Genomic DNA, 17263 nt, shown 5'->3' with positions numbered 1-17263 from the left:
TTCGCCAAAAATAATCATTTCATCGTTGAAACACATAGTCAAATTTCGTTTTTCTTCCTTGCTTTGAACCAGCGTTCAGGTATGTTTTGGTTACAAGCATCCAGATAATCTTGGTACGTGCAAGGTAATAACGTGTGCCTTTTTAATTTATTATTCAAGCCCATAATAAATGGAATTTCAATCCACCATCTGGCTGTTTTTTCACTTTTGTAAAACGTTAACACCTCATCTTCAATTGGAACTTGATATGTTAGAAAGTTACCTTTCTCAACATCCATGTTTTCGCTTGCGCGAAAATTCACCCCCTCAATAAAATACCACATTATTTGTGCAACAAGCATCGCTGCTTTTTCCTCATGAGCATCATTCTTATATTCAAAAACTCCAAATGACGTTACCTTGTCACTAATACCCGCATATCGAGCAATAGTACATATCTCCTTACCATCAAACCCATTAGGCATTTTATTATACCTAGTACCCAGCTCACTACTACGCACAGCATTTAAATCTATCGCGACGAGATCTGCATCTCTCATTACGGGCTCCACAACATTCATCATGGCCGAGACATTACCTAATCGATAACTATCAAAATAAAGTTTATCCATCAAATCTATCTCCTCCTGAGGGTTAAAATAGGTTTGGTATCCAATATTTGAGTAATTAAAAAGGTTATATGGTTTCTCAACAATAATCTTCCCTACATACGATTTATTATGGATAGGCTGGCTGGCATCTCCTAAGTCAAAACGACTATCTACATTCACCACATTTACCATTTGATCCAACTTATCATACGATCTATAAATAGGATATACTAAATCTTGGCTTCCTCCTATGTACATAGGTACAATTCCTCGCTTGAAAAGTGCTTCGTTGATGGTTCTAATAGCAAAATAACTATCATCTACACTTTCACCTCCATGAATGTCACCCAAATCGGCAATTGTTGTGTGCCAGTTACCAGGGAAGAGTTCGTAAAAAGTAGTCCTTAATTCTGTAAATGATAATGACTCTCCGAGGTTATTTTGATCACGCCTATTTTCGCGCAAGCAAATAATAGCAATTTGCACACCTTCTAGATCTGGCATTCCAAACTCCCCGCTATGTAATCTAATGTTATTACCTAGTGACTGGTGGTGTTGTAATTGTATATGCGCAAGCGCAATTTCTGGTATAGGGCTGAGCACCTCAAAGGCCATATATTACTTCTTTTTTGCAGTCGTTTTTTTCTTTACAGGCGCCTTTTTCTTAGCAGTAGCTTTCTTTTTGGCCGGAGCCTTTTTCTTTGCTGCTGCTTTTTTCTTGGGCGCTTTCTTCTCTATATAGGCTTTAATTTCATCTAAGGTAAGCGCTGCCGCGTCTATATCTTTACTTAGTTCGATTTTAGTCTTCCCCTTGATGATATTAGAACGACCCCATCTAGCTTTTTCTACACGAATGCCTTCTTCTGGAAAGTCTTGAAGAACCTTATCTATCTCCTTCTGCTTCTTAATTTCTATAAGCTCTACGATATCATCGTCAGAAAGGTTATCAAAATCATACTTCTTATTTACATTAATGAACATACCATTCCACTTAATATAAGGGCCAAAACGACCTGTACCTTTCTGAACTGGCAAATCCTCATACATATAGATAGGAGCATCTGCCTTTTGCTTCTCTTTTATATATACAATAGCTTCATCTAGGTCTACATCCATTGGATCGCGACCTTTAGGTAATGAGACATAAGTTGCTCCAAACTTCACATAAGGCCCGAAGCGTCCATTATTTACAGAAACTTCTTCTTCCTCAAAAGTCCCTAAATCTTTAGGCAACTTAAACAAGTCCATTGCTTGCTCATAGGTAAGATTTGCTAGCGTTTGATCTGGTCCTAAACTTGCAAAACGTGGCTTTTCCTCATCTTCTACAGAGCCTATTTGCACCATAGGCCCAAATTTCCCTAGACGAACACTTACTGGCTTACCCGTTTCTGGGTCCTTACCCAGAATACGCTCACCTACTTCACGCTCTGCATTTTTCTCAACATCTTTTACATGAGGATGAAAATCTGTGTAAAAATCCTTCATCATCTTCGTCCACTCCTGCTTACCCTCTGCAATATCATCAAAATCTGCTTCGACTTTTGCTGTAAAGTTGTAATCAAGAATATTTTCAAAGTGCTGTACCAAGAAATCATTTACTACCATTCCCACGTCTGTAGGAACTAGCTTTCCTTTATCTGAACCTACCATTTCTGTTAAGGTTCTATCTTTTATCTCGTTATTCTCAAGACTCAAAACATCATATGATCGCTCTTTACCATCTACAGTTCCCTTCTCCACATACTTACGATTTTGTATCGTCGTAATAGTAGGTGCATAAGTAGATGGACGACCGATACCAAGCTCTTCTAATTTCTTTACTAACGAAGCCTCTGTATATCTATATGGTGGTCTCGTAAAACGTTCTGTTGCGGTAATGTATTTGTTAAGCAACGCCTCTCCTGTTTTAAGATCTGGAAGTAATCCAGTCTCTTCCACATCTTCATCATCACTACCCTCTAGGTATACCTTTAAGAATCCTTCAAATTTTAAAATCTCTCCATTTGCAGTAAAGTTATCTGTACCAGCACTAGAAGCTATTTGAACATTAGTACGTTCTAGTTGCGCCTCACTCATTTGTGAAGCAATAGCACGCTTCCAGATTAATTCATACAGACGCATTTGATCGCGATCCATATTTACAGAATGTTTAGAAAAATCTGTTGGGCGTATCGCTTCGTGAGCTTCTTGTGCTCCTTTGGATTTCCCTTTATAGTTACGCTCTTTGTGAAATTCTTTACCGTAAGCAGCTAGTATTTCTGCTTGCGCACCGGCTTTTGCATCTTTAGATAGGTTTACACTATCTGTTCTCATATAAGTAATGTGCCCTGCCTCATAGAGACGTTGCGCCATATTCATCGTTTTACTCACAGAGAAGTATAACTTTCTACTCGCTTCTTGTTGTAGTGTAGAAGTTGTAAAGGGCGGTGCTGGTGATTTTTTGGCTGGCTTTTTTGTAAGCGCATCTACTTTAAAAGTTGCTTTTAGGTTTTTCTCAAGAAATTCCTGTGCTTTTTTCTTAGTAGTAATATTTTTAGGAAGTTTTGCTCTAAAAGATTTCCCATCTTCTGTTGTAAACTCTGCATCTACTCTATAAGATGCCTTTGGCTCAAAGTTCAACACCTCGCGCTCACGCTCCACAATAAGTCTTACAGAAACAGATTGCACACGCCCAGCCGAAAGCCCTCCTTTAACTTTTCTCCATAACACTGGTGAAAGTTCATAACCTACAAGTCTATCTAAAACCCTACGCGCTTGTTGTGCATTTACGAGATCGTAATCAATCTGTCGCGGATTATCGATTGCTCTCAAAATCGCAGTCTTTGTAATCTCATGAAAAACGATGCGCTTCGTGCGGTCTGCAGTTAATCCAAGCTCTTGCTCGAGGTGCCATGCAATGGCCTCACCCTCGCGATCCTCATCACTTGCTAGCCAAACCATATCGGCTTTTGCTGCTAGTGCTTTTAGATTCTTAACCACTTTTTTCTTGTCGTCTGAGACTTTATACTTAGGAGTAAAATCTCCATCTACATCAACGCCTAACTCCTTAGAGGGAAGGTCTGCTATGTGCCCAAAACTACTCTCAACTTTATAGTCAGAGCCTAGAAATTTTTCTATTGTTTTAGCCTTTGCAGGTGACTCCACAATGACGAGATTCTTTGCCATACATCTTATTTTTCAGGGTACAAAAGTAGATGTTTTATTTATATCGCAATCCGCAAGGGCATTATTTCTGTGATATTTCAATTTTTGAAGCATCATAAATCACGGTTTTGTGGGGTTATTACGCTTTCGCGAAAGCGTAATAAAAAATCAAAAAAAAACGCTCAAAAAAAAGAAATCCTTTAGGAACCAACATAATAAACACCGAGTTTGGCGGTTATTATGAGCAAAGCAAATAACAACTAGCAACAAAAACCTGAATTAACTTGATAAACACATCTCGATTTACAAAAATTTTAGTTGCTATTCTTCTCATTTTTGTAACAAAACAAAAGACCTACGCTCAAAACAGTAAAAATAAATTTCCAGAGTTTGCTAGTTATAAAACTTGGGGATTCACCTTTAATCCCGTATTAAACAGAGCCCCTAACTACACTAGAACATTAGGAAACATTGATATTAAAGGAAATAGCATTCCTGGAGTAAATTTTGGTTTTAATAAAGTAATTCAACCAGAAAGAGAGCTTTCATTTAGATATGGTGTACATCTTAATTTACTGCCTTTAGAAAGTATTCAATTTAGACTACCAGATGGGGATATACCAGGATTTACGAATTTTGAATCTAACGAGCGTACTTTAGGTCAACTCATAATTTCAGTACCACTTGAAATGGAACTGAAAAAGCAGATGGGATCTAGAATCTATTTTTCTGCTAGAATTGGCGTAAACTTAACCTTATTACGAGAAGGTTCGGTAGAAGGAACAGTAAGCGCTTTTGTAGAAGATCTAAACGAGAGAAGAGAGATTTTTGGAATAAGGGGGCAAACACGTAAATTTCCTATTTATCCAAATCTAAAGATTAGTCCAGGTTTTTATTATATGACTAAACCTATTTTATATCAAGTGTCTATCATTTACCAGAAAGCTATACCTAATTATTTCACTGGAGAATATCTTTTTGACAATCTAGAAATATCTGAACGCACAGAGGGAACTTATTCTCTAAGTGGTGATCAACTAGGTATCGGTATTACTCTATTTCTAAGAAAAAGCCAAAAAAAACTTAAGAAGCTTGAAGAGAAGGCTGTCAAGAATGTTTACATTAATTAATTGCTTTTTATTTAAATCATAAAAGTCTGTTTATAGCAGCTTTCGCGAAAGCGTAACTTTACTACGCTCCTATCTGAGCAATCATATCTTCATCTTCCGTAAAACCAACCACACCTTTATATATAAGGTAAGCCGGTAAATAGACAACAGAAACGGTTGCATACACACCAATAAAGCAGGCCATAACCCCAACGACAATAGCTAGAAAACCAATAACAACACAAGTCCCAAAAGTAATTCCCCACTTTTTATTCCCTAGTGCAAAAGCTGCTTTGTAGATATCGTTTACGGACCAATCAGGATTAAAAGCAAATATCACAATGGCAAATTGTAACGGCACCAACACATAAAACAATGGAATTATAAAAAACAGGGTGGCTAGCACAGCAATCCCCACCTGCATCATTGAAAGTACTAACACCTTCTTGAGAAACTTTTTCTTGATAAACATCCCGAAACCTACTCCGCGATCTCCACTTCGGTTGCGGTCTTTCATACGTATGATTCTGTAAAAAGCCGCTTGAAGTGCAAAGTTGACTACAGACATAACCACTAGAATCACTACATACATCACCATCATAAGAATAGCTGCAACGATACCTACCTCATCATCATTATAAGAGACATCGCCATATTCTATAAAAGCACCACCTAAGCCCATAGGCAACATGACCGCCATAGACACTCCCCAAGAAACAGCAATCGTTAACACTTGCATAAGTAAACCTTGAAGCCATACTTTTTGAAACAAATCAATCGCTCGACCAAACAAGTCTCCAAAATCAATATGTGGTGCTTGTCTAATTTTGACAAGCATATCTGATAATATCATTTTTTATCTTTTATTAAGGTCGTAAAAATATAAGATTAATCGACAGTCAGACTAAAATCTCCTAGCAAATTGCAAGGCAACATACTGACTTCTGCCTTCGCGTTTTGTTTCTCTTGTTCGAAAATTATAAACAACACTGTATAGATTTTTTTCTCCACGGTACGTAATACCAGATTTAAAAGACAAGAGGGTTGAGACTACAGGTAATGTAAAGGGAGAATCATCTCCAAAGGGATGACCTTCAATAAGTGCGTTAAGAAATACATACTCTGCTCCTACTCCCGCAAAGCCATAAAACTCATGCTTACGTCCCAATCTCCCAAAAGCCGAAGAGCTAGCTACCACATCACGATCACCTATGAAAAGGAGCGCTTCTTGTCTTACAAAAACTCTTCGTGTACCTAACGCTACCGTAGACTGAAATGCAACGTTTTTAAACAAATTAGAATTTTCTAAATGATAGTCTTTAACAAAAGTTCCATAGCCATTAAAATGCAAACTATTGCCTATCTCACCTTCCCAAACAGGTATGAATTCATTGATAAGTTCATGATAAGCAACTTGTATATCGCCTGCCTTAGACTGCTCACCCGCAAGTCCCAGTTCTGCATCAATTTTAAAAAGCACATCTTCTTGCGCTTTTGAAACGGAGCCTTTTACAAAAAGATACCCTGCATATGGACGTTCAAAAAAATCAAAATTAGTTTCAAAAAGTTCCCTAGGCGTGTAGGTTTCCTGACCTAATGTAACATCTAATTGCAGCGGATACTCTTGCTTTTTAAAAATAAAGTCTCCTTTTAATTGCCTACTATAACTTAAGAATGTTCCTGCTGTATAATAACGATCTATAGCAAAGACAAAGTCGTTATCATGCTGCACAGCGATTTGCTGTAACAATCGTTGTGTTTTAGTCTCCTCAACAGATTGGGAATAACCAGTCTGAATGACTAGTAACAACGATAAGATAAATAGTTTATGTAGCAATCTTCGGGTTTTATAAAAGCAAATAACGAGAATTTTATGTAATTCTTGACGTCTGCCACTTTGTCACAACTCCACATTAGACGTATCTTTGCATAAACCTTGACAAAGATTTTGGACGAATAAGCAGATGGAAAAAATAATAGAAGAACACAAACAAGGGGAAGCGCTTACACTAGAGCGCAAACTTGAGAACACAAAAAAGCTTTTTATAGAAAGTTACGGTTGCCAGATGAACTTTGCAGATAGCGAGGTAGTGGCTTCCATTCTTGCAAATGAAGGGTATAATACTACTCAAATTCTTGAAGAAGCAGATCTCGTACTCGTAAACACTTGTTCTATACGTGAGAAGGCAGAGGTAACTGTACGTAAACGATTAGAAAAATACCAAGCCGTAAAGCGCAAGCAAAATCCTAATATGAAAGTAGGAGTGCTAGGCTGTATGGCAGAGCGTCTTAAAAGCAAATTTCTTGAAGAAGAAAAAATAGTTGATCTCGTAGTAGGTCCAGATGCCTATAAAGATATTCCTAACTTACTTAGCGAGGTAGAAGAAGGTAGAAATGCAGTAAATGTAATTTTATCCAAAGAAGAAACTTACGGAGATATCTCACCAGTACGTTTATTAACTAATGGTGTTACTGCTTTTGTATCAATCACTCGTGGTTGTGATAATATGTGTACGTTCTGTGTCGTTCCTTTTACGAGAGGTCGCGAGCGTAGCCGTGATCCTCAGTCTATACTAGAAGAAGTACAAGATCTTGCTAATAGAGGTTTTAAAGAAATCACACTACTTGGTCAAAACGTGGACTCCTACTTATGGTATGGCGGCGGACTCAAGAAAGATTTTGATAAAGCTAGTGAAATGGCAAAGGCTACTGCGGTAAATTTTGCACAGCTCATGGACACCGTTGCAAAGGCTCAGCCTAAAATGCGCATACGTTTCTCTACCTCAAACCCTCAAGACATGACGCTTGATGTGATAGAGGTAATGGCAAAGCACAAGAATGTATGTAATTACATTCACCTGCCAGTTCAGTCTGGAAGCGATAGGATTTTACAATTAATGAATCGTCAGCATACGGTTTCAGAGTATAAAACTCTTATTGATAATATTAAAAATCTAATCCCTCATATTGGAATTAGTCAAGATATGATTACTGGTTTCCCTACAGAAACCGAAGAAGATCATCAAGGCACTCTTGATCTTATCAACTATGTAAAATATGATTTTGGCTTTATGTTTTACTACTCTGAGCGTCCAGGTACTCTGGCAGAACGTAAGATGGAAGATGACATCCCGCTAGCGGTAAAAAAGAGACGCCTACAAGATGTGATTGACCTACAAAGAGCAATTTCTAGGGACAATTTACTTCGCTACCAAGATCAAACGGTAGAGATTCTTATAGAAAAGGAGTCAAAAAAGAATAAAGATGAGTGGAGCGGTCGTAATGATCAGAATGTCGTTGCCGTTTTCCCAAAAGGAGATTACAAAGTAGGCGACTTCGTTAATGTAAAAATTAATGAATGTACAACAGGCACACTTATAGGTGAGGCAACAGGCTACGCAGAGTACTGGCAATAAAAACCAAAAGTGATGCACTAGCAATAGTTTTTTGTTAGAATAACGCTTTCGCGAAAGCGTAACATATTTTATACTAATCAAATAGATACCCACTGTAATGGGCGTTTACTATGGAAGGAATACAAACCACAAAACAACGATTTGGCATAATAGGAGATAATCCTGCACTAAATCGCGCTATCGAAAAGGCTATACAAGTGGCTCCTACAGATATTTCTGTACTGGTGACAGGAGAATCTGGAGTAGGAAAGGAGAGTATCCCTCGCATTATACACTCGCTTTCTCATAGAAAACACAACAAATATATTGCTGTAAACTGTGGGGCAATCCCTGAGGGAACGATAGACAGTGAGCTTTTTGGACACGAGAAAGGTGCATTTACAGGTGCTACCACTACAAGAAGTGGATACTTTGAAGAAGCAGATGGTGGGACTATATTTCTAGACGAAGTTGGAGAACTACCGCTACCTACCCAAGTACGTTTATTAAGAGTTTTAGAGAATGGGGAATTTTTAAAAGTAGGTTCTTCAAAAACACAAAAAACAGACGTACGCATCGTTGCAGCAACTAACGTCTCGATGTTTGAAGCCATAGAGGAAGGGAAGTTCCGTGAGGATTTATTTTATAGACTGAGTACTGTAGACATCCCACTCCCACCATTGAGGGAACGTAAAGGAGATATACACTTACTGTTTAGAAAATTTGCATCAGACTTTGCGATGAAGTACAAGATGCCCACCATACGACTTTCTGACGAGGCTGTACAATTGCTCTTACAATATCGATGGAATGGAAATATACGCCAGCTACGCAACGTAGCAGAGCAAGTGTCTGTACTAGAAACTAATCGAGAAGTATCGGCAGCAACTATAAGTAACTATCTTCCCGACACAGGATCTAGACTTCCTGCTATCGTAAAGTCTCAAGAAAAGTCTGACTTCTCAAACGAGCGTGAGATTCTATACAAAGTCCTCTTTGACATGAAAGCCGACTTGAATGATCTCAAGAAGCTCACACTAGAGTTAATGAAAAACGGGAATACGCAAGATGTACGCCAAGAGAATGAAAGTCTCATTAAGAAGATTTATGATGACGACGATGATTCTTATGAAACCGTAGAAGAAGTAATGGACGTGCTACAGATACCTCAAAAATCACAAGCACAAACCCCTACTCCACCTCAACCAGAGCCTACTACAGATCCATATCATTTTGCAGAGGAAATCGAGGAAGAAGAAACACTATCGCTACACGATAAGGAACTTGAACTTATCAAGAAATCTCTAGAACGTCACAAAGGCAAACGCAAAGTGGCCGCTCAAGAACTAGGCATAAGCGAGCGCACATTATATAGAAAAATTAAGCAGTTTGACTTGTAGCAGCAAACGTATTGTACCAAAGTTCAAAAATTATCGTTTTACCATACACCACATGAAATCTTTAAATAACCTATTCATTTTAATCATAACAGCTTTGACCATTCAAAGCTGTGGTATGTATTCATTAAGTGGCGTATCTATAGATAAGGAAGAGACGTTTGAAGTTCGCTTTTTTCAAAACGAGGCTGCAATTGTTGAGCCTGGAATAGATAGAGAGTTTACAGAACAGCTTAGAGATATTATCCAAAACCAATCACCACTAGTGCTTACAAATAGCAACGCAGATGTAGTGTATGAAGGCGAGATAATAGAATATTACATTGCACCACAAGCTTCTACATCTGAAAATCTAGCAGCACAAAATCGACTTACAGTTACTGTAAATGTTAGATTTTTTAATAATACTCGTGAGGATGGTGAGTATGATTTTGAACGTAGGTTTTCATTTTTCTCAGATGTACCTGGCGAGACACAATTAGTAGGTAGTGCACTCGATGGCGCCTTAGATGAAATTTACGAGCGTATCACTCAAGATGTTTTTAACGCATCACTAGCTCGCTGGTAAAAATGACTACAGAACAATACACATATTTACTAGAACATCCTGACCAGATTAATACTGAGCAGACAGGCGAGTTACGCACTATCATTGATGCATTTCCATTTTTTCAAAGTGCTCACGCACTGTATTTAAAAGGATTAAAAAACCAAGAGAGCTTTGCTTATAACAAAGCACTAAAACGTACAGCTAGTCACACGGCAGATAGAGCTGTACTTTTTGACTACATAACATCTGAGCATTTCTTACAGACGGCTGTAAGTACTCAAATAAAAGATCAAGAAAAACTCTTAAGGGATTTAGAAATAACAGATGCACTAGATGTATCTGTACAGGTTGAGCAAGAAGAACAAGCGAAGGCCTCTCAAATTCTTGACCCAGATTTATTTGTAGAGAAAAAAGACTCTATAATGACTAGGGCAAAGGCAGAAGATACACTTCAAGTAGGCAAACCACTTCCTTTTACAAAATCTGAAGCACATTCTTTTTCTGAGTGGCTACAGCTTTCTTCTTTCACACCTATTGACCGTTCTCAAGATGACACCGTTGGAGTTGACACTAGTGACACGAAAGAAGATGCCGAATCAACAAGAAGTGAAGACAATGTCGAGATTTTAACTCTCAAAAAAGAAGACAATAGCAAGGAGCGTAAGCGCAAAATCATAGATTCTTTTATAGAAACAAATCCAAAAATAAGCGCCATAAAATCTGTTAAGTCAGAAAAAAAGAAGATTATTAAAGAGTTGCCATATTCTCCTGACGCCCTGATGACAGAGACTTTAGCACGTGTTTATGTTGAGCAAAAAAACTTTGCAAAGGCAAAACAAGCATACCGCATTTTAAGTTTGAAATATCCAGAAAAAAGTGGTTTCTTTGCAGACCAAATTCGGGCAGTAGAACAACTTGAAGAACAAAAAGATTAGAATATTATGAGTACTACGTTTTATATATTTTTAGGATTGATTATTATAGTAGCTTTCCTTCTTGTAGTCGTTATTATGGTACAAAACCCTAAGGGAGGCGGATTATCTTCTTCTTTTGGAGGTGGCGGGACACAACAAATGGGTGGTGTTCAGAAAACAACAGATTTTCTTGACAAAGCTACATGGGCACTTGCGACTATTTTATTAGTATTAATTCTTGCAAGTAACCTAAGTATTTTTGACGGTAGTGTAAGAAATGAGTCTCAAGTTTTTGATGCAGATGCTGTAGAGCAATCTACTCCTGCACCAGCACCGGTAAACCTTCCTGACAATGGAGGAGATCAATAGACTCTCATAACATAACATATTAGAAGAGCCAGCTATTTTAGCTGGCTCTTTTGTTTTATGAAAATTTGTCAGTGCTTAGTGAGTGGCATAATTTCTGTCTTTTACGCTCGCGTAACCAGTTAAGCGTTACAAAAACAATTCAACTCAATAATTAAATCTATAACAATGGCAATTAAAATCAAACCATTAGCAGACCGCGTTGTAATCGAGCCTGTTGCGGCAGAAACTCAAACAGCATCTGGTTTATATATTCCAGATAGCGCACAAGAAAAACAACAAAGAGGTAAAGTAGTAGCTGTAGGATCTGGAACAAAAGATCACGAGATGACCGTTAAAGTGGGTGACACTGTTATATACGGAAAGTATGCGGGTAGTGAACTAAAATTTGACGGTGCAGATTATATGATTATGAAAGAGGATGATATCCTTGCGATTGTATAAATAGGTATTCGCTTTCGCGAAAGCGTACTAAGAAAAAATTAAAATATTTTAAACATAGTGCTTAGAGCATACAGCTTAAAGCCTCTGAAAAAGTAAAAAGAAAATGGCAAAAGACATTCAATTTAATATAGAAGCACGCGACGGATTAAAGCGTGGTGTAGATAAACTTGCAAACGCGGTAAAAGTTACTTTAGGACCTAAAGGTCGTAACGTGATTATTTCAAAATCTTTTGGAGCGCCACACGTAACAAAGGATGGTGTAACTGTAGCAAAAGAAATAGAACTAGAAGATGCTCTTGAAAATATGGGAGCACAGATGGTAAAAGAAGTTGCTTCAAAAACTAATGACCTTGCTGGTGACGGTACTACTACAGCAACAGTACTTGCACAAGCTATCGTAACAGAAGGACTTAAAAACGTAGCTGCTGGTGCAAACCCAATGGACCTTAAAAGAGGTATTGATAAGGCAGTAGAGGCTATCGTTGCAGATCTAGAAAAGCAAACTGCAAAAGTGGGCAACTCTTCAGACAAGATAAAGCAAGTAGCATCTATCTCTGCAAACAATGATGAAGTTATAGGAGAGCTTATCGCAGAAGCTTTTGGGAAAGTAGGTAAAGAAGGTGTTATCACTGTAGAAGAAGCAAAAGGAACAGAAACGTATGTAGATGTTGTAGAGGGTATGCAGTTTGATCGCGGTTTCCTTTCTCCATACTTTGTGACCAACAGTGAGAAAATGAGTGCAGAGCTAGATAGCCCGTACATCTTACTATTTGACAAGAAGATTTCAAATATGAAAGATTTACTTCCTGTACTTGAGCCTGTGGCGCAAACAGGAAAGCCACTTCTTATCATTGCAGAAGATGTAGATGGCGAAGCACTTGCTACACTTGTGGTAAATAAACTACGTGGTGCTCTTAAAATTGCTGCTGTAAAAGCACCAGGTTTTGGAGATCGTCGTAAGGCTATGCTAGAAGATATTGCTATCCTTACTGGAGGTACTGTAATCTCAGAAGAAAGAGGCTTTACACTAGAAAACACTACGCTAGATATGCTAGGTACTGCAGAGACAGTTACTATAGACAAAGACAACACAACTGTTGTAAACGGATCTGGAGACTCAGACATGATTAAAGCTCGCGTAGGGCAAATCAAATCTCAAATAGAGACTACTACATCAGACTATGATAAAGAAAAGCTACAAGAGCGCCTTGCAAAACTTGCAGGTGGAGTTGCTGTACTTTATGTAGGTGCTGCCTCTGAGGTTGAGATGAAAGAGAAAAAAGACCGTGTAGATGACGCTTTACACGCAACTCGTGCCGCTGTAGAAGAAGGTATCGTTGCCGGTGGAGGTGTTGCTCTTGTGCGTGCAAAGAAATCTCTTGACAAAATCAAAACAGAAAATGCAGACCAAGAGACTGGTGTGCAGATCGTAAACCGTGCGATTGAGTCTCCACTTAGAACGATTGTTTCTAATGCTGGTGGTGAAGGAGCTGTTGTGATTTCTAAAGTACTAGAAGGAAAGAAAGACTTTGGTTTTAACGCAAAAAATGGAGAGTACACAGATATGCTTAAAGCTGGAATTATCGATCCTAAGAAAGTAACACGTGTAGCACTTGAAAATGCTGCTTCTGTTTCAGGAATGATTCTTACTACAGAATGTGCACTTACAGACATTAAAGAAGATGCTCCAGCAGCAATGCCACCTATGGGAGGAGGCGGAATGCCAGGAATGATGTAATGGCGAATCGCCATATATATTTATGAGCTACTCCCGGAGTGGTTCTAAAAATCAAAAACCTCTGCTTTTAAGCAGAGGTTTTTTTATGGTTATTGTTACGCTTTCGCGAAAGCGTAATTACTTCTTTTTGAAATATTGCCATAGAGAAACCCCTATCATAACTAGCAATAATGGAATAATAAAAATCAAATCATAGCGAACCTCAACCCCATAATCGAGATTCTCATCAATTAAATATACTTGAATATTATATTCCCATACAATATAGAAGAACACTAAAATAATAGTGCAAATCTGGGCAGTGGTAAACTTTAGTTTCATATAAATTTTATAAGCATAATTATTGCCATTACAATCATAATAGCATTCTCAATAAATGTTGCTTCTGTCATAGGTAGTTTTAATGCTGTACCTAAACATGCACATTGAATTTCTTTTTTACTCAACAGTGTTTTACTCACACCCACCGTGGTAATACCAAGAATAACAATAGTAGCTATAAGTGCTATTTCTACCTGAAAACGCATTAAAAACATAAGCCCTAGTATAGTTTCAATAAATGGATATACCCTACTATAAACCGGTACTGAATGAGCCAGCGGATCATACATAGAAAAGCTTGTTGAAAAACCTTTGAGATCTAGCATTTTAAAGAAGCTAAAGACAATATAAAATAAGCCCATAAAATCTAGCATAGCAGACTGCCAGTTTGCTTCTCTATAATTAAGTAATGTAGATGCTATTGTAATGTAAAACAATATCAAAAACAACGGTTTGAGTTGTTGCAATTTTGATTCTTCAACCACTTGCGCAGCTTTCTCACTATTTACAAACACTCCAGAACTGCTCTCTTGCGTTTCAATAGCAGCTCTCGAGACAATTTTTGATGACAAGCTATATTTTTCTGGCAAAGCATCTTGCAGTGTCTTTATAGAAATATGATCAACCATCATAAGGATAACCTCTTCATCTTCTAGAGAAACAATTGCATTTGTAACACCATCAATATCGCCTAGCTTTTTTTCTACACCTGCCCTGCAACCATTACAAGTCATTCCCTTTACCGTATACGCTTGCTTTATCATAGCCATTAGTGATTATGGTCATCATGGTGTTCCTCCTCAAGAGGAGCTTCTACGAGCACTTCTTTTTGCTCATAAACACTCAGCGACTTCCCTTTATAATTAGTCACATATAATATCTCACCTACTAACAACATATCTGTAGGTTTTAAAACAGCATCATTAATTTCTTGTTTAAAATTTCCCTCATGATCAAAAACTAACACCCTATTATTCTCAAAGTCTGTAGAAAACACTTCATCATCTGAAACATAAATACCTGTGGCTGCATTCATCTTTTGATCTTCGCCTACTGTCATCAGGTGATTTCCTTTTTTATCAAACTTTTGAAGCCTATTATTATAAGCATCGGCTACCCAGATGGCATCATCTGTGATTTGCACATCAGTAGGGTAGTAAAAATCTCCAGCTGCCTTACCCTCTTTCCCAAACGATGACCAAGTCACACCATCTTCAGTATATAAAATACGGTTATTATAAAAATCTGCTATGGCTATGGCGTTTCCTCTAGCATCTATACCAGCAGGCGCATCTAGACTATCTGTGATTACAATAGGCTTTTTTGTAGTCCCTAATACAGACAACACCTCATCATTACCGTATTGCGGGATGTATACAATACCAGCATCTGCTGCAATGTGCATAGGTCTATCTAATGAATCTATAGTATTCTGTACACTTCCATTAAGGTTGACTTGAACGACCCTATTGTGATCTCCATCACTTAGCCATAGTCCATTTTCATCTTGTGCAATTCCTATTGGATTTATGCCCTGAAGATTAATTGTTTTAGTATGCACCCAAGCGACTTGAGTTTTTGGCTCCTCCTTGCAGCTATATACAGTGAGAGCCGCAATGAGTATAATGTATAAATTTTTCATAGTTGTTTTGTGTTTAAAAAAGAGAGGCAGCGGCATGCTTATCACATAACTGCCTCACTCGTCTCTACCTTAGGGGTGAAAGACACTATTGTACTAAACGCTCGTATTTACAACAAGCCGGAAGATTGTCATAAGCACCTGCTGTAGCTTTGTGGGCTTTTGTGTCATGGCCAGCCTTAGCTATTTCTTTTTGTATCGCATCTGTTGTAGTCTGGCTGTTATCAAAGCTAACTTCGAGCATTTGATTATTCTGATTCCAAGCAGCGTCTGTCACTCCTTCTATGCCGTTTGTAACTTTTAAAATACGTGCCTCACACATTCCACACTTTCCTGCTACAAGCATTTTCTGAGTTTTTACAATGCTCTCTTCTGTTAGCTCCGTAGTATTCGTTTCAGAGAGTTCCACTTGGCCATCAGCTCTAGTGATTTTTGAGGTAATAGGTGTATATCCAGCTTTTTCTACCTGTTTTACGACAGCATCCATCGTAAGTGCTTTTCCTGCAGGATATAAAAAACTAAAGTCGCCTGTTTCAATATCGATGGCTACTTTCTTTATTCCTTTAAACTCTTTGAATTTTTTCTCTAATCCGTATGCACAGAATGGACAACCTAGACCGTCTACCTGTACTTCAAATTGATCCATTTCTTTTTGCGCTTGCACACCCATAGTGGCAAACAAGGCAATTACTAATATTGATATTATTGTTTTCATAGTATTTAATTTAATTCTCTATATGAGATACTGTTATTATTAAAGTATAAAACGTGTTCCTAGATATATAGAATATTTTCTCTCTATTGCCTCAGGAACGTTTTGGCTAAGCGGTACTTGAACACCAGCTTCCCACGTCCATTGTTTTCTTGCATATTGAATTCCTTGAGCATACAGCAATTCAAATTGATCACGCTCTAAAAACCACTCGCTAGAATATTCAAAATACAAGTTTACTTGATTTACAGGATACGTAGGTTTGAGCAATGGCAATCCAAATCCTAATTTATAAACCAATTTATCAAGAGAACCATCTGGCATCCAGCTATATCCTGCTTCGTTAGAAATACCATATTTAAGCGATTCATAACCTGCTACCACACCATAATACCCTGAGTATTTACCGGTACTTATACCCTCAATATCAAGAGCTTCTCCGGTAGGTAAGGTCTGTAACGTTTTGGCAACCATTCGGAAGGTTTTACCCGTTCCATCTTTTCTATAGAACTGATATTTACCTACAATGTTAATGTCACCTAATGTGCTTCCGCTTCCGCGAAAATCGTCATAATCATAAGTTACGTAAGGTAAATGCACCGCTACAAGTGTGTTAGCTGAAGGTAAATAATGCAGCATAAGAGGTACTCGCGTTGCTGTACCATCTTCTGAAACGCGTATTTCGGTGAGTGTTTTTGCTATAAAACTTCCGCCACCTAACATGATAGGTTTATCTGCGGTAAGTGGTGGTCCTTGTGAGTACGCTTTCGCGAAAGCGAATGTCACCAATAAGACTATAAATATTTTTTTCATTGTGATTCTCGTTATACCCAAAGATTGGGTAATTAGTAATAAAAGTGTAGTTACTAAAAAGAGCAACTAGCTTGTATCTTTATGGCATAAAAACCATAGCGGAATCCCAAATATGCAATGATATTGCACGA

The 17263-nt window shown here is 37.9% G+C and carries 17 protein-coding genes; 8 read left to right on the top strand and 9 right to left on the bottom strand.

Features of this window, described 5'->3' with window-relative positions; all coding sequences use genetic code 11:
• Positions 1 to 38: 38 nt before the first annotated feature.
• Positions 39 to 1205 (bottom strand): formimidoylglutamase, encoded by a 1167-nt coding sequence (locus D017_RS07790; protein WP_035335753.1) that lies wholly within the window; start codon positions 1203 to 1205, stop codon positions 39 to 41.
• A 3-nt stretch (positions 1206 to 1208) separates the two neighbouring features.
• Positions 1209 to 3755: a type I DNA topoisomerase gene (gene topA, locus D017_RS07785; RefSeq protein ID WP_035335751.1), complete on the bottom strand. Its 2547-nt coding sequence runs from the start codon at positions 3753 to 3755 to the stop codon at positions 1209 to 1211.
• Positions 3756 to 4018: 263 nt separating this feature from the next.
• Here topA and D017_RS07780 point away from each other — a divergent pair, with 263 nt between their 5' ends.
• The gene (locus D017_RS07780; protein WP_035335750.1) at positions 4019 to 4864 is read left to right on the top strand and encodes a hypothetical protein; all 846 of its coding nucleotides are present in this window, start codon (positions 4019 to 4021) and stop codon (positions 4862 to 4864) included.
• Between the two features lie 61 nt (positions 4865 to 4925).
• Here the strand turns inward: D017_RS07780 and D017_RS07775 are convergent, their stop codons facing one another.
• Both D017_RS07775 and D017_RS07770 read right to left on the bottom strand, forming a co-directional pair.
• Entirely contained in the window at positions 4926 to 5696 is a 771-nt protein-coding gene (locus D017_RS07775) for a hypothetical protein (protein ID WP_035335749.1), read from the bottom strand.
• A 51-nt stretch (positions 5697 to 5747) separates the two neighbouring features.
• Positions 5748 to 6680 (bottom strand): lipid A deacylase LpxR family protein, encoded by a 933-nt coding sequence (locus tag D017_RS07770; RefSeq protein WP_160164966.1) that lies wholly within the window; start codon positions 6678 to 6680, stop codon positions 5748 to 5750.
• 127 nt (positions 6681 to 6807) lie between these two features.
• Here D017_RS07770 and miaB point away from each other — a divergent pair, with 127 nt between their 5' ends.
• The 7 genes from miaB (at position 6808) to groL (ending at position 13647) form a co-directional block, all read left to right on the top strand.
• Entirely contained in the window at positions 6808 to 8259 is a 1452-nt protein-coding gene (gene miaB, locus D017_RS07765; RefSeq protein ID WP_035335746.1) for a tRNA (N6-isopentenyl adenosine(37)-C2)-methylthiotransferase MiaB, read from the top strand.
• 110 nt (positions 8260 to 8369) lie between these two features.
• Positions 8370 to 9638: a sigma-54 dependent transcriptional regulator gene (locus D017_RS07760; RefSeq protein ID WP_035335745.1), complete on the top strand. Its 1269-nt coding sequence runs from the start codon at positions 8370 to 8372 to the stop codon at positions 9636 to 9638.
• Positions 9639 to 9690: 52 nt separating this feature from the next.
• Positions 9691 to 10203 (top strand): LptE family protein, encoded by a 513-nt coding sequence (locus tag D017_RS07755; RefSeq protein ID WP_035335744.1) that lies wholly within the window; start codon positions 9691 to 9693, stop codon positions 10201 to 10203.
• A gap of 2 nt (positions 10204 to 10205) precedes the next feature.
• Positions 10206 to 11120 (top strand): hypothetical protein, encoded by a 915-nt coding sequence (locus D017_RS07750; protein WP_035335743.1) that lies wholly within the window; start codon positions 10206 to 10208, stop codon positions 11118 to 11120.
• Positions 11121 to 11126: 6 nt separating this feature from the next.
• A complete protein-coding gene (gene secG / locus D017_RS07745) occupies positions 11127 to 11468 on the top strand; it encodes a preprotein translocase subunit SecG (protein WP_035335742.1) in 342 nt (113 codons plus the stop codon).
• A 165-nt stretch (positions 11469 to 11633) separates the two neighbouring features.
• Positions 11634 to 11909 (top strand): co-chaperone GroES, encoded by a 276-nt coding sequence (locus D017_RS07740; protein ID WP_035335741.1) that lies wholly within the window; start codon positions 11634 to 11636, stop codon positions 11907 to 11909.
• Between the two features lie 103 nt (positions 11910 to 12012).
• Positions 12013 to 13647: a chaperonin GroEL gene (gene groL, locus D017_RS07735; RefSeq protein WP_021778235.1), complete on the top strand. Its 1635-nt coding sequence runs from the start codon at positions 12013 to 12015 to the stop codon at positions 13645 to 13647.
• A 117-nt stretch (positions 13648 to 13764) separates the two neighbouring features.
• Here groL and D017_RS07730 read toward each other — a convergent pair whose 3' ends face one another.
• The 5 genes from D017_RS07730 to D017_RS07710 form a co-directional block, all read right to left on the bottom strand.
• Positions 13765 to 13968 (bottom strand): hypothetical protein, encoded by a 204-nt coding sequence (locus tag D017_RS07730; protein ID WP_035335740.1) that lies wholly within the window; start codon positions 13966 to 13968, stop codon positions 13765 to 13767.
• Positions 13965 to 14732 (bottom strand): heavy metal-associated domain-containing protein, encoded by a 768-nt coding sequence (locus D017_RS07725; protein ID WP_225969282.1) that lies wholly within the window; start codon positions 14730 to 14732, stop codon positions 13965 to 13967. The genes D017_RS07730 and D017_RS07725 overlap by 4 nt, the downstream gene beginning before the upstream one ends.
• Before the next feature lie 5 nt (positions 14733 to 14737).
• Positions 14738 to 15610 carry an NHL repeat-containing protein gene (locus D017_RS07720; protein ID WP_035335739.1) on the bottom strand — a complete coding sequence of 291 codons (873 nt, stop codon included), beginning with the start codon at positions 15608 to 15610 and terminating at the stop codon, positions 14738 to 14740.
• A gap of 85 nt (positions 15611 to 15695) precedes the next feature.
• Positions 15696 to 16322 (bottom strand): heavy-metal-associated domain-containing protein, encoded by a 627-nt coding sequence (locus D017_RS07715; RefSeq protein ID WP_035335738.1) that lies wholly within the window; start codon positions 16320 to 16322, stop codon positions 15696 to 15698.
• 39 nt (positions 16323 to 16361) lie between these two features.
• Positions 16362 to 17132 (bottom strand): hypothetical protein, encoded by a 771-nt coding sequence (locus D017_RS07710; protein ID WP_035335737.1) that lies wholly within the window; start codon positions 17130 to 17132, stop codon positions 16362 to 16364.
• Positions 17133 to 17263 lie beyond the last annotated feature (131 nt).

The organism is Dokdonia sp. PRO95 (genome assembly GCF_000355805.1).
GTDB lineage: Bacteria > Bacteroidota > Bacteroidia > Flavobacteriales > Flavobacteriaceae > Dokdonia.
The sequence above is the reverse complement of the archived record's forward strand: the minus strand, read 5'-3'. Positions and strand labels throughout refer to the sequence as shown.

What these genes read in the sequence shown, in the direction of transcription:
- D017_RS07710 (WP_035335737.1), bottom strand. Translation starts at nt 17,132, where the DNA reads ATGAAAAAAATATTTATAGTCTTATTGGTGACATTCGCTTTCGCGAAA.
- D017_RS07775 (WP_035335749.1), bottom strand. Translation starts at nt 5,696, where the DNA reads ATGATATTATCAGATATGCTTGTCAAAATTAGACAAGCACCACATATT.
- D017_RS07740 (WP_035335741.1), top strand. Translation starts at nt 11,634, where the DNA reads ATGGCAATTAAAATCAAACCATTAGCAGACCGCGTTGTAATCGAGCCT.
- topA (WP_035335751.1), bottom strand. Translation starts at nt 3,755, where the DNA reads ATGGCAAAGAATCTCGTCATTGTGGAGTCACCTGCAAAGGCTAAAACA.
- D017_RS07730 (WP_035335740.1), bottom strand. Translation starts at nt 13,968, where the DNA reads ATGAAACTAAAGTTTACCACTGCCCAGATTTGCACTATTATTTTAGTG.
- D017_RS07755 (WP_035335744.1), top strand. Translation starts at nt 9,691, where the DNA reads ATGAAATCTTTAAATAACCTATTCATTTTAATCATAACAGCTTTGACC.
- secG (WP_035335742.1), top strand. Translation starts at nt 11,127, where the DNA reads ATGAGTACTACGTTTTATATATTTTTAGGATTGATTATTATAGTAGCT.
- miaB (WP_035335746.1), top strand. Translation starts at nt 6,808, where the DNA reads ATGGAAAAAATAATAGAAGAACACAAACAAGGGGAAGCGCTTACACTA.
- D017_RS07715 (WP_035335738.1), bottom strand. Translation starts at nt 16,322, where the DNA reads ATGAAAACAATAATATCAATATTAGTAATTGCCTTGTTTGCCACTATG.
- D017_RS07750 (WP_035335743.1), top strand. Translation starts at nt 10,206, where the DNA reads ATGACTACAGAACAATACACATATTTACTAGAACATCCTGACCAGATT.
- D017_RS07790 (WP_035335753.1), bottom strand. Translation starts at nt 1,205, where the DNA reads ATGGCCTTTGAGGTGCTCAGCCCTATACCAGAAATTGCGCTTGCGCAT.
- groL (WP_021778235.1), top strand. Translation starts at nt 12,013, where the DNA reads ATGGCAAAAGACATTCAATTTAATATAGAAGCACGCGACGGATTAAAG.
- D017_RS07760 (WP_035335745.1), top strand. Translation starts at nt 8,370, where the DNA reads ATGGAAGGAATACAAACCACAAAACAACGATTTGGCATAATAGGAGAT.
- D017_RS07725 (WP_225969282.1), bottom strand. Translation starts at nt 14,732, where the DNA reads ATGATAAAGCAAGCGTATACGGTAAAGGGAATGACTTGTAATGGTTGC.
- D017_RS07720 (WP_035335739.1), bottom strand. Translation starts at nt 15,610, where the DNA reads ATGAAAAATTTATACATTATACTCATTGCGGCTCTCACTGTATATAGC.